Annotated in this window: 11 protein-coding genes; 3 read left to right on the top strand and 8 right to left on the bottom strand. The window is 41.5% G+C overall.

All coding sequences use genetic code 11. The annotated features are described in order from the left end of the window. Positions 1-76: 76 nt before the first annotated feature. The 3 genes from OQ5_RS0118890 to OQ5_RS0118880 all read left to right on the top strand — a co-directional run bounded on the left by OQ5_RS0118890 (position 77) and on the right by OQ5_RS0118880 (position 3,541). Positions 77-1,543 (top strand): phytoene desaturase family protein, encoded by a 1,467-nt coding sequence (locus OQ5_RS0118890; protein ID WP_016778985.1) that lies wholly within the window; start codon positions 77-79, stop codon positions 1,541-1,543. A 206-nt stretch (positions 1,544-1,749) separates the two neighbouring features. Next, positions 1,750-2,592: a phytoene/squalene synthase family protein gene (locus OQ5_RS0118885; protein WP_016778984.1), complete on the top strand. Its 843-nt coding sequence runs from the start codon at positions 1,750-1,752 to the stop codon at positions 2,590-2,592. 241 nt (positions 2,593-2,833) lie between these two features. Then, a complete protein-coding gene (locus tag OQ5_RS0118880) occupies positions 2,834-3,541 on the top strand; it encodes an FkbM family methyltransferase (RefSeq protein ID WP_016778983.1) in 708 nt (235 codons plus the stop codon). Here the strand turns inward: OQ5_RS0118880 and OQ5_RS25060 are convergent. The 8 genes from OQ5_RS25060 to OQ5_RS0118845 all read right to left on the bottom strand — a co-directional run bounded on the left by OQ5_RS25060 (position 3,508) and on the right by OQ5_RS0118845 (position 11,142). After that, entirely contained in the window at positions 3,508-4,290 is a 783-nt protein-coding gene (locus tag OQ5_RS25060; protein WP_255297646.1) for a S46 family peptidase, read from the bottom strand. The genes OQ5_RS0118880 and OQ5_RS25060 overlap by 34 nt on opposite strands. Next, positions 4,214-5,677, bottom strand: coding sequence for a S46 family peptidase (locus OQ5_RS21705; RefSeq protein WP_255297645.1), 1,464 nt, complete (start codon positions 5,675-5,677; stop codon positions 4,214-4,216). Before OQ5_RS21705 ends, OQ5_RS25060 begins: the two co-directional genes overlap by 77 nt. Before the next feature lie 19 nt (positions 5,678-5,696). Next, the gene (locus tag OQ5_RS0118870; protein WP_016778982.1) at positions 5,697-6,284 is read right to left on the bottom strand and encodes a Maf family protein; all 588 of its coding nucleotides are present in this window, start codon (positions 6,282-6,284) and stop codon (positions 5,697-5,699) included. Between the two features lie 154 nt (positions 6,285-6,438). Beyond that, positions 6,439-7,386, bottom strand: a complete 948-nt coding sequence (locus tag OQ5_RS0118865) for a geranylgeranylglycerol-phosphate geranylgeranyltransferase (protein ID WP_255297644.1) — start codon at positions 7,384-7,386, stop codon at positions 6,439-6,441. Between the two features lie 62 nt (positions 7,387-7,448). After that, positions 7,449-7,964 (bottom strand): KdsC family phosphatase, encoded by a 516-nt coding sequence (locus OQ5_RS0118860; RefSeq protein ID WP_016778980.1) that lies wholly within the window; start codon positions 7,962-7,964, stop codon positions 7,449-7,451. A 317-nt stretch (positions 7,965-8,281) separates the two neighbouring features. Continuing rightward, a complete protein-coding gene (locus OQ5_RS0118855; RefSeq protein WP_016778979.1) occupies positions 8,282-9,079 on the bottom strand; it encodes a Rossmann-like and DUF2520 domain-containing protein in 798 nt (265 codons plus the stop codon). Positions 9,080-9,181: 102 nt separating this feature from the next. Next, positions 9,182-9,394, bottom strand: a complete 213-nt coding sequence (locus tag OQ5_RS0118850; RefSeq protein ID WP_016778978.1) for a hypothetical protein — start codon at positions 9,392-9,394, stop codon at positions 9,182-9,184. Positions 9,395-9,789: 395 nt separating this feature from the next. Then, complete coding sequence (locus tag OQ5_RS0118845; RefSeq protein ID WP_016778977.1) at positions 9,790-11,142, bottom strand: NfeD family protein; 1,353 nt, start codon at positions 11,140-11,142, stop codon at positions 9,790-9,792. Positions 11,143-11,456: the final 314 nt, after the last annotated feature.

The following is an 11,456-nucleotide window of genomic DNA, read 5'->3' as shown; positions in this document are numbered from 1 at the left end:
GAAAACTTATGAATAAAGCAGGTTAAAGTAAAATTAGCGGAACTTAAAGAAAATATTTACTAATCGGGTAAACTTTATGAGCAGAATCTTAATAACAGGAACCGGCCTTGGTGGTTTGGCTACGGCATTGCGGCTCACCAGTAGTGGCCATAAAGTAGTAATGGTGGAGAAGTTTCATCAGCCGGGAGGGAGGCTCAACAGACTATCAAAGGATGGTTTCACATTCGACATGGGGCCCTCTTTTTTCAGCATGAGTTATGAATTCCATGAATTGGCGCGTTCCTGTAATTGGGATTTACCTTTCGAATTTCAGGAACTCGAACCGCTTTATTCTGTCAATTTTTCTGATACGGGTCGTACTTTCCGGATATTTAAGAATCCTCAAAAGCTGGCTGAAGAATTTGCCGGTATAGAAGCTGACCTGGAGAAGAAACTAAATCGTTATTTGCAAACCACCGGTGCTCTGTTTCATGATACAGAAGACTTGATTATCCGCAGGAATTTTAATCATTGGTGGGAATATCTTCAGGCTTTGATGCAGGTACCGCCTAAGCATGGTCCCAGGCTTTTCCGGTCATTCTGGAATGAAGTGAGTCGATACTTTGAATCGAGAGAAGTAAAGGAGATACTATCTCTGGTAGCATTCTTTCTTGGCGGAACACCTTTCGATACACCGGCCGTCTTTACCATGTTATCGTATACAGAACTCAAACACGACGGGTATTATAATGTTCGTGGCGGGATGTACCGGATTGTGGAAGAACTGGTGAATGAATTAAAAAAGGGAGATGTTGAATTTCATTTCAATACGGAGATATCCGATTTTGATGCTACGAGTGGGCAATTAAAAGCACTTATTGACACTAAGGGGAACCGGTGGGAAGCCGATCAGTTTGTTGTGAATGCCGATGCTGCACTTTTCAGGGGGAAAGTGCTCAGGCGGAGACACTTTCGTATCGAAAAGCTGGATGAAATGAGATGGACTATGGCGCCATTGACCATTTACCTGGGTGTGAAAGGTAAAATTCCGGGAATATATCATCACAACTATTTTCTTGGAGGCAATTTCAGGGATTACGCCAAAAAGCTGTTCAGAAACCAGGTATCACTCGAAAAGCCTTACTATTACGTGAACGTGCTTTCGCGCCACAATCCCGAAAGTGCCCCGGAAGGACATGAGTCTTTGTTCATCCTTGTTCCGGTTCCCGACCTTCGCTTTCGTCCCGATTGGAGCGATCGTGATGAGATAACCGAAAGTATATTGCGCGATTTGTCGGTTCGGATTGGTTTCGATTTGATTAAAAACAGAGTTACACAAACTGTTTTTAGCCCTCAGGAGTGGGAGAAAATGTTTGATTTACACAGGGGCAGTGGTTTAGGTCTGGGACATAACATGCTGCAAATGGGATACCTGAGGCCATCGAACCGCGATGAGAAGTTTAGTAATTTATTTTATACGGGAGCATCCACCACACCCGGCACCGGATTGCCGATGGTTGTAATAAGCTCAAAATTAACAGTTGAACAAATGAAACGAGCATGACAAGGTTTGCCTTAATGGATCATTAGATTTTTAGATATAAGATGAAATGAGCATAGCAAGGTTTACGACAATAGATATTTAGATTTTTAGACATAAGATGAAAGATGAAATGAACATAGACAGGTTTTCCACAATAAGAACATGTATGAATGCTTGCATGCGAGTTCCATTCGACCTTAAAAATTAAATTTTATACGAATGAATTTATGAACAGCATCGACCTTTACAACCTCAACGCTTTGTCGTGTAGCATAAATACCACGAAACGTTACAGTACCAGTTTTTCGCTGGGCATAAAATTACTTGCTCCCGAGATAAGGGAAGCAGTCTACTCAATCTACGGATTTGTTCGGTTTGCCGATGAAATTGTGGATACGTTTCACAACCATGATAAGGCCAAATTGCTGAAAAGGTTCAGGAAGGATACCTGGCTGGCCATTGATGAGGGCGTTTCCACCAATCCTATTTTGCATAGTTTTCAGATTGTAGTCAATAAATATCAGATCGATCGCGAATTAATAGAGGCATTCTTTACCAGTATGTCAATGGATTTGAATCAAACAGTATATAACAACAATAACTTTAAAAGGTACGTTTATGGTTCGGCCGAAGTGGTTGGCCTTATGTGTCTGAGGGTATTCTATAAAGATGATCCTGAGGGATATGAGTCACTGAAATATCCTGCCAGAAAACTTGGAGAGGCTTTTCAGAAAGTAAATTTTTTACGTGATGTTCAGGCCGATCTGAAGGAAAGAGGACGTACCTATTTCCCGAATGTGGACTTGCTGAATTTTACAAAAACAGAGAAGGAGCAAATAGAAAAGGAGATTGAAGAGGATTTCAGAGCAGCATACGAGGGAATTGTCAGGTTGAAAAAAGAAGCCCGGCTTGGTGTGTATGTGGCTTATATATATTATTTAAAGTTGTTTCGGAAGATAAAAAAGAAGCAGCCGGCAGCGATAATGCAAAACCGCATCCGTGTCAATAACGTGGTTAAATTGGGGTTGCTTTTTCAGGGAATGGTAAAACATGAATTTGATCAGTTATAAAATATGGGTGATCTGCCGTTGGATATTTGAGCGTCTCATAACGAAACTTATTACAATACTCCGTTAAACTTTTACAGATGTCTGATAAGTAATTGTTTACACGATTAATGGCACAAACCACAATTCTTTAATAATAAACTCTTTGCGTCATTTTGTCTCTTTGTTCAGGCTTTTTTTAACTGAATATTATATGAATAAAGCGGACTAAATTTCTTATTTTGGCCGGGCTAAAAAATTAGTTATGTCCAGGCTCACGAAATTGTTGATTTGGCTCAGTCCCAGAAAAATTTTTATTCCCACGCAGATAAAAAAGGATAAAGCGTGGTTTGGATCGCGGTATGGTGGTTTTTTTGTTCATCCGCCATCCTTAAACGAAAAGAGTGTTATATTCTCTTTTGGCGTAGGGAATGATATCAGCTTTGATCTGGCACTTATTAAGTCAAAAGGTTGCAAGGTATATACTTTTGATCCCACGAAAGGTGTTGGCAGGTTTATTCAGCCTTATCTGGAGATCTATCCCACATTGTCTTTCACGCCGGTTGGTCTTTCCGGCCGGGATTGTGAAGAATGGTTTTTCCCACCGGAAAACAGTGAGCATATCAGTTGTTCAGTCATACCTAATGAGGCAACAAAAAAACGCGCATATAAGGTGCCAATGAAAAAACTGTCGACGTTGATGGCCGAACAGAATATTTCATCCATTGATTTGCTAAAACTGGATATCGAAGGTGCCGAATACGATGTAATTCCTGATATTCTGGATGAAGGTATAAAGATAAAACAGCTTCAGGTAGAGATACACCCCGATTTATTTGCTGATGGAAGACAAAAGACCCGTCGGTTAATCAGAAAACTTAATCAGGCGGGTTATCGCATTTTTGGTGTTTCTGATACCTGCCGTGAACTATCCTTTTTCTATTCCACAATGGACATCTCATCCAGTAAATAACCGGCACCGGCATACTTATCGATAATAAAAAGTGCATACCGGATGTCAAGCGAAATGTTTCTGCACTGTTCAGGGTTAAACATTAAATCACTCATGACACCTTCCCAGGCGCGATCGAAGTTTACGCCGATAAGATGACCCTCGGCATTGATCACAGGGCTGCCCGAGTTGCCCCCGGTGGTATGGTTGGTGGCTAAAAAACATACCGGAACCGTTCCGTTGTCTTCATAGCGTCCAAAGTCTTTTTCTTTATAGAGATTTTTTAGTTTTTCGGGGACACGGTAGTCATATATTTCCGGATTGTCTTTCTCTATGATACCTTCAAGGGTTGTCTGGTGAAGGTATTTTACGGCGTCTCGGGGTTCATAGCCGTTTATTTGGCCGTAACCTACCCTGAGGGTGAAGTTGGCATCAGGATAGAATGTTTTTTCCGGTTCAAAGGCCATTTGCGCCTGCATATAAAGTCTGTCCAGACTGTCGTTGGTATGGCTGAGAGACTGGTATAGAGGATAAATTTTATCCTGATAAACATTTCTGAAGCTGTCGTATAGTTCCCACGCCGGGTCTTTCCTGATTTTTTTTATTGTTTGCTTCGAGAAATCATCAACCAGTTCCAGCACGGATGATTGGTCTGCAAGGCGTGTTTTTCTGAAAAGCCGGTCTGTATAGTCCTCAAATTGTCCTTGATATTTTTTTTCGTATATGATGATAGATGGCTGGCAGATATTCACTGTCAACTTTTGCTGCATAGAGGGGGAGAATATCTTCAGCTATTTCATGGTCAACGGGTTGGTGGTAGTCTTTAAAGAATTCGCTGATGTCCTTCTTTAGTTTTTCTTTGATTTTGTCGATTTCTTCCTGCTCTGGTGTTTCGTTATTTTCATAAGCGGCAATAAGCGGGCGAAACATGGCAGCAACACGGGAAACCTCAATACCGCCACTTCTTGAGATTATTTCTAAGAGCAGGTCGCGGGCCAAACGAACCTCCCCCAGCTGCTGATACAGTTTTTCATATTCATTTAGCAGTCTGCCATAACGTTGAAAGCGTTCATCATTTTTTTCTGTCCATGTCTGAAAATCAGATTGGTATTCTTTTTTCTTTTGTACTGCATTGAGAATATCCAGTCCCCGTATTTCTCCGCGCCAGCGCTTCCATGAATTGGAAACACCGGCTTTTTTAGCAGCATATTGTATACGAACAGCGGGATCAGCATTCATGTATTTGTTCATCACATTCAATTTGTGAGTCCGCATTTCAATAAGTGCCGGATATACTTCTTCAGTCAGCATTTGTATGTGATACGAAGGAACATATTGATCGGTGCTTCCCGGATATCCAAATACCATCGTGAAATCACCTTCATCAATACCTTTCAGCGAAACAGGAAAATGTGTTTTAGGCTTAAAGGGTTTATTACCGGGGCTGTATTCGGCAGGCTCATTGTTTTCATCAGCATAAATTCTGAAAAGAGAAAAGTCGCCGGTATGACGGGGCCACATCCAGTTATCGGTGTCACCGCCAAACTTGCCGATGGCCGATGGAGGGGCACCTACAAGTCTTACGTCTTTGTATACCTCGTTGACAAAAAGGAAATATTGATTGCCATGAAAAAACGGCTTTACGACGGCTGTGTAATGTGTATCTTTAGTGGCCTTTTCTTTAATTTCCTTGATGTTTTTTTCAATGATTTCTTCCCGTTTTTTCATGGCCATTGTTTCCTCAACACCCATTAGCACGCTATCGGTAACATCTTTCATATATTTGAGGAATGTTACTGTGAGATCGGGATTGGGTAGTTCTTCTGCTTCAGACATGGCCCAGAAACCATTGGTCAGATAATCGTTTTCTATGGTACTGTGCGATTGAATGGCCGAGTAGCCGCAATGATGATTGGTAATGACTAGACCTTCATCGGAAATGAGTTCTGCGGTGCAGCCGCCACCAAAAATCATCACAGCATCTTTCATGCTGGCCTGGTTGATGCTGTAAATGTCTTCTGCCGTTAGCTTAAACCCCTTTTCCTGCATTTCTTCGATATTGTATTTTTCGAGTAGGAGGGGAATCCACATTCCTTCTTTGGCAAAAGAAGCAGATGCAAGTTGAAGAGAAATTAGTACGAGGATTAGTTTTTTCATAATAAATAAACGGTTTATTTTAAAAATATTCCAATTCGTCCATAAGCCGCGAAACAGGTAGTCCCATGACATTAAAATAGCTTCCTTCTATTCGGTCGATCCCGGTTATGCCAATCCATTCCTGTATACCATAAGCTCCAGCCTTGTCGAATGGTTTAAAATGGTCGACATAATATTGGATTTGCCGTGTATCGAGAGGTTTAAAATGGACTGTCGTGATATCGGTAAAAGCTCTTTCCATTGCGGCCGTTTTTGCAACAACGCCTGAAAGCACCCTGTGTGAACGTCCCGAAAGTGTCTCCAGCATTTTAACGGCATGTTCACGGTTTTGCGGTTTACCGATTACCTGGTTATCAATAGCCACAATGGTGTCGGCAGTGATAACCATTTGGTGTTTCTTTTTCCAGATGTCCTTCCAGGCATCTGACTTGAGTCTTGCCAGATAGAGTGCAATATCGTCAATGTGCATGTCAGGCGGAAAATTTTCCGGTACTTCACGTCCTTTTCCAATTGAAAACTTTACGCCTGCCTTTTTTAGCAAATCGTGCCTGCGAGGTGACGCTGAAGCTAATGTGATGGTGTATTTTTCAAGATTCTTCAAAAACATTTGTAGTCGGATTATTTTACAACAGGCCGTTATATTTTTGAATGTTCGGGATAACAATACTCCGTTGAACTTTTACAGATATCTGGTAATTAATTTCTTACACAATTAATGGCATAAGCAACAACTCTCTCATAAATCATTATCGCATCACGGGCTAAACAAAAAAGGTACGCGCAACCAAAATAAACAATATACCCATCAGCATAATGAATTTGCTGATGCTACTGGCAGTCCCAAACTCTTTTTTTGTTTTTGCTTTCAATATTTTCAGGGTCAGCAACAGGTAAGGAACAGTCAGAAATAACAGGAAATACCCCCAACTGATATAGCTTGTTCTGAGCTGTGGGACAAATGCCAGAATTATCCAGAGCGCAATAACTGAAGCGATGGCCAGAGTTATCACAATGGTTCGCGAGTAATCAATTCCCATTTCAACGGGCAGGGTATGGCATCCGGCTTCGCGATCGCCTTCAACATCCTCCATGTCTTTGATGAGTTCCCTCATGAGTGTGCTAATGAACGCGAAAAAGGCAAACCCTGTTGTCCAGAACCATGCAGTGGAGCAGGCCTCGGATTGCAAAACAGAGCTGCCATGAACTCTTGCCAGCGTGGCAAATTCAAGCGACACCACCACAAAAGGAACAAGCGCTGTAAGCATGGCGATGGTGAGGTTGCCTACAAGTACCTGTTTTTTCAAAGTTGTGGAATAGTACCACAAAAGACCGGGGATCACAATAAACATTAGTGCATAGTTTTCTTTACGTGTAATATAGGCAATAAACAGACCCGTGAACACTCCTGCAAATGTGAGGATGACATGCAAAAGAAGGGCGGTTCTGCGTGGCACTTCCCTGCCAACAATAACCTCATCCGGCCGGTTGATGCGATCGATTCGTACATCAAAATAATTGTTGATGACATAACCCGAGGCAGCCAGGAGTACCGTTGACAGCACCAAAAGGCCGAAACGTAAATGACTCAGGGCTGGTGAAACACCGAAGTGATGAAGCACCGGGATGAGCAAACCATAGCGCAGTATACACTGCAAAAGCACAATAATGATGAGGTTTTTATACCGTATTAGTTTTAGATATGCCATCATAGCTTTTCTTTAATCACAAACAGTTAACTTGCAATTTATTACAATAGTTTAACGGAGTATTGTTACCAGGTTAAATCTTTTCCCCATTTGCCCTGGGCCCGGAGGACTTGTTCCATAACGTCGCGCACGCATCCTTCTCCGCCTTTGAAATGACTGATGTACTTACACAACGATTTGATTTCTTCGACAGCATCGGCCGGGCACACAGGAACGCCGACTCTCTTCATAACCGGATAATCCGGAAGATCGTCGCCCATGTAGAGTACATTTTCTGGCTTAATATCGTATTTTGCGATCCATGCTTCAAAATCAATAATTTTATCGGACGAACCCATATAAACATCCGGAACTCCCAGGTTAGTATATCTTCTGTGGACAGATTCGGTTTTTCCGCCTGTGATAATAGCAACCGGATAGCCTAATTTTACCGCCAGCTGGATGGCAAACCCGTCTTTGATGTTGGCTGTTCTCATGGGTTCTCCCGACGGATGTAAAGGAATGACCTGCCACGAAAGCACTCCGTCAACATCAAAAGCAAAGGCCTTTACTTTCATCAGGTCTTCTTTGAAATTGGTCATATATTAATTTTTTTTGCGTAATTGAGCCGGTCTAAATAGCCTCTTTATTGCCAAACTCATTGTTGTTTTAAATTTTGCATCCTCATTAACAACGAGTTAATTTTGGTACAAAAATTTTAAACGCCTTGATTTTAACAAGAATATGTCCTTTTATATCGCACTCTTATTATTTTTTACCAGAGGGGCCGAGTTCATTTTTTGCTATTGTGTTTTTTCTTTGGAAGCGAAAATACTATTTTATTTTATCCGTATAAAATTTATTGCTTTTGCCTGTTGCCTTTCAGGCCTCTTCCAGTCGACTGCTTTAATCTAACAACCTAATCTCCGGTTGTTTTATGATATTGCAAGATTTCATTACTCATCAGTTCATATATTTTTTGCACAGAAGGATTACCCGACAAGCGTTCCATGTGTTTTGCCATCACTTCTGTGTCGTTGCGTATGGCCGGACCTGTTTGTGCTTCACGAGGTGACAGGTACAGGATCTTCTGTGTGGTTTCTTTGATTAAAGGGGTGAGATAATCGAAAGAAAGCCCGTGTTTCTCAAGCAAATCGGCCGATAACGTATATAAATGGTTCACAAAATTGCAGGAAAGAACGGCGGCTATGTGCAACGTTGCTCTGACTGAAGAATCTGCTTTGCTCACTTTGGCCGATAAGACACCTGCCAGCTTCAATAATCTGCGAGTCGTTTCTTCGTTGTTGCCTTCAATGAGAAACGGGACATCGTTGTAATCGATATTTCTTTCTTTGCTGAGGGTTTGAAAAGGATAAAAGACCCCGTAATTCGAAAATCCGGACAGGACATCAATGGGAATACTCCCGGCAGTATGCGCGACAATGCCTTTAAAAGGAGGTAAACCGGATGTTATTTGTTCAATGGCATTATCCGTAACCGAAATAAGCCATAAATCGGCCGAAGTGTCGGCTTCACTGAGCCGGGTTATTGCATCAACTTGTTTGGATTCTGCAAGTTTGTAGGCGTGTTCCGGTGTCCGGGAGTAAACCTGTCTGACTTCAATACCGGAGTCATTAAGAGCTTTGGCAAGGTGGGTGGCAACATTTCCGCTTCCGAACAGGACTACGGATGAGATGGGCACGATGTCTTTTGTCATTTGGACTGTTTTTTAGAAAATACTAAGTTACAAAATGAATAATAAAAAAGGCCGCCCTTAAGGGGCAGCCTTCTCCTATTAGAAGTTCAACATTAGCTCGGTTTAATACAGGTCATCGTCATCATCGCTGTATAAGTCATCGAATCCACTGTATTCTCTTTCGTTTAGCACAAATTCATCCATTTCTTCCAGATCATCGTAAATGGATGGTTTTCTTGCTCTTTTGCCCTTTTTTACTTTGACTCCCGATTTTCTTGGTTTTTCGAGAGCATCGAAATCTTCTCTGTGCTTTTTAGGCAGCTTCTTGGATTTCATGATTTAAATCAACATTAATTTAATTAATAAAGTTTTGATAATTAATCTCATGGTGCTTATTTACACCTGTAAGAACGTCCGAAAAGAGGATACCACTTTTTTGTACGAAATTTGATTTTTTAATGCCTTATGAAACTTGCATGCAAGAACTTATTCATGTTATTATTCGAAAAATTTTGCCTTGCTCATTTCATCTTTTGTTCGTCTTTTCATCAACCAAAATAGTGATTTTTGGTGTGTCAAAATAGTTGTGTCAAAAAAAACAGGCAAAAAATGAGATTTTTTAATGAGTTGTTATTTTATTTATATACAACCTTTTGTATTGTTTCTTGAAAGAATTTTTATGGTTTAATAGACAAAAACAGCACATAATTGTCAATTATAGATTACAATTTTTATTCGTCTTTCTGTCTTACAACCAACTGTCCCGACCAGAATGCAGTTACTAATACCGGTTCATCTTTGTCAATAAAACCTTCGGAAGCCCTGGCATCATAAATCTGACCATCGATTTCAACACGACCGGAAGGGCGAAGAACCGTATACGCGCGGCCTGTTTTTCCCACCAGGGCTTTCATTCCTGAATCAACGCTGACATATCCTTGTTCCAATGGTTGCGATGTTTGCAGTGCCAGTTTTGAAAATGGGCCTTGTGTTGTGGTCAATATTTTCTGACTGAGCCAGATGGCCAGTATAAAACCTCCGAAAATTCCGCTGAAAACAGTAAATAATGCTGTAAGAAAAGCACTGGTATCTACCGGTGAAAAATCAAAATTGGTATTGTCCAGTAAACTTAGGATTAATCCGGTAAGTGCAAGAATAATTCCTGATATTCCCGCTATGCCAAATCCGGGGATGGCAAATATCTCCACAGCAATAAGTGCCAGACCGATTATGAAGATCAGTATTTCCCAGTTAGCCGCCAGACCGTCGATATATAGCGGGGCAAAATAAAGAATGGCGGCAACACCTGCAAGGGCAAGCGGGAAACCTATTCCCGGCGACTGCAATTCAAAATAGAGTCCCCCGATTATAAGCAAAACCAGTATCCCCTGTAGTACGGGACTTGTAACGAAACCTTTAATGCTATCGTAAAATGAGGGTTCAAACGTCTTCAGTTCGTGAGGCCTGAGCTTCAGCAGACCGATGACTTCATCAACCGAATTTGCCGTTCCCTCACAAAACCCGTGTTCTATGGCTTCGAGAGCGGTGAAGGTAAGCACTTTACCCGAGTCGATAACTCCGGGAATAGAAACCCGCTCGTCTACCATAGCCTCGGCAATATGAGGGTCGCGTACCCATTTAACAATGGTATCGTTGGCGGTTATGATAGTGTCTTTGCCATGTGCTTCAGCGGTTGCCCGGATGGTGGAACGCATGTACGACTGATATTTATCGGGCATCTCCTCACCGCTTTGATTGACCACCGTTGCTGCTCCCATATTGGCTCCCGGCCGCATATAAATACTGTCGCAAGCTATTGAAATAAGCGCTCCGGCACTGGCAGCGTTGTTGTCTATGAAGACATGTACAGGGATTTCACTGTTGAGAATTCTTGTACGGATAGAATCGGCAAAAAGTACCTGTCCACCATAGGTGTTCAGATGTATAAGAATGGCATCGGCCTCCATACTTTCGGCTTCGGCAAAGGCTTTCTGCGTGTGTACCCAGCTGGTACTGTTAATGTTGCTAAAGATACGAAGCCTGTAAACCAAATTGGTTTTGGATACATCGGATTGTGCATTCATGAATATGAATGTCAAACACGTTATTGCTATGATAGTGAATACTTTTTTCATGATGTAGGGAGCGATAAAAATTGTTTTGTCATGGTAAAATCCTGCACGGTTAATTTAGGAATTAATTCCGGAAAAATGAAAATCTGTTTTAACTGGTGTCAGTCCATATAGTGCCATTTACTGTGTTACGCTCGTCCGAAAATAACTCATTTACAATGAGTAAACTCCGTTTTTGGCGGCTTTGAAAGCCTTGCAACAGGCCCTTTCTGAACAGACGTATAATTCAATAGATCGTTAGATTTTTAGATATAAAAGCACTACTG

Origin of the sequence: Anaerophaga thermohalophila str. Valhall (genome assembly GCF_000250735.1) — a bacterium.
GTDB lineage: Bacteria > Bacteroidota > Bacteroidia > Bacteroidales > Marinilabiliaceae > Anaerophaga > Anaerophaga thermohalophila_A.
The sequence above is the reverse complement of the archived record's forward strand: the minus strand, read 5'-3'. Positions and strand labels throughout refer to the sequence as shown.

What these genes read in the sequence shown, in the direction of transcription:
- OQ5_RS0118870 (WP_016778982.1), bottom strand. Translation starts at nt 6,284, where the DNA reads ATGTTTTTGAAGAATCTTGAAAAATACACCATCACATTAGCTTCAGCG.
- OQ5_RS0118860 (WP_016778980.1), bottom strand. Translation starts at nt 7,964, where the DNA reads ATGACCAATTTCAAAGAAGACCTGATGAAAGTAAAGGCCTTTGCTTTT.
- OQ5_RS0118880 (WP_016778983.1), top strand. Translation starts at nt 2,834, where the DNA reads ATGTCCAGGCTCACGAAATTGTTGATTTGGCTCAGTCCCAGAAAAATT.
- OQ5_RS25060 (WP_255297646.1), bottom strand. Translation starts at nt 4,290, where the DNA reads ATGCAGCAAAAGTTGACAGTGAATATCTGCCAGCCATCTATCATCATA.
- OQ5_RS0118865 (WP_255297644.1), bottom strand. Translation starts at nt 7,386, where the DNA reads ATGATGGCATATCTAAAACTAATACGGTATAAAAACCTCATCATTATT.
- OQ5_RS0118845 (WP_016778977.1), bottom strand. Translation starts at nt 11,142, where the DNA reads ATGAATGCACAATCCGATGTATCCAAAACCAATTTGGTTTACAGGCTT.
- OQ5_RS0118890 (WP_016778985.1), top strand. Translation starts at nt 77, where the DNA reads ATGAGCAGAATCTTAATAACAGGAACCGGCCTTGGTGGTTTGGCTACG.
- OQ5_RS0118850 (WP_016778978.1), bottom strand. Translation starts at nt 9,394, where the DNA reads ATGAAATCCAAGAAGCTGCCTAAAAAGCACAGAGAAGATTTCGATGCT.
- OQ5_RS21705 (WP_255297645.1), bottom strand. Translation starts at nt 5,677, where the DNA reads ATGAAAAAACTAATCCTCGTACTAATTTCTCTTCAACTTGCATCTGCT.
- OQ5_RS0118855 (WP_016778979.1), bottom strand. Translation starts at nt 9,079, where the DNA reads ATGACAAAAGACATCGTGCCCATCTCATCCGTAGTCCTGTTCGGAAGC.
- OQ5_RS0118885 (WP_016778984.1), top strand. Translation starts at nt 1,750, where the DNA reads ATGAACAGCATCGACCTTTACAACCTCAACGCTTTGTCGTGTAGCATA.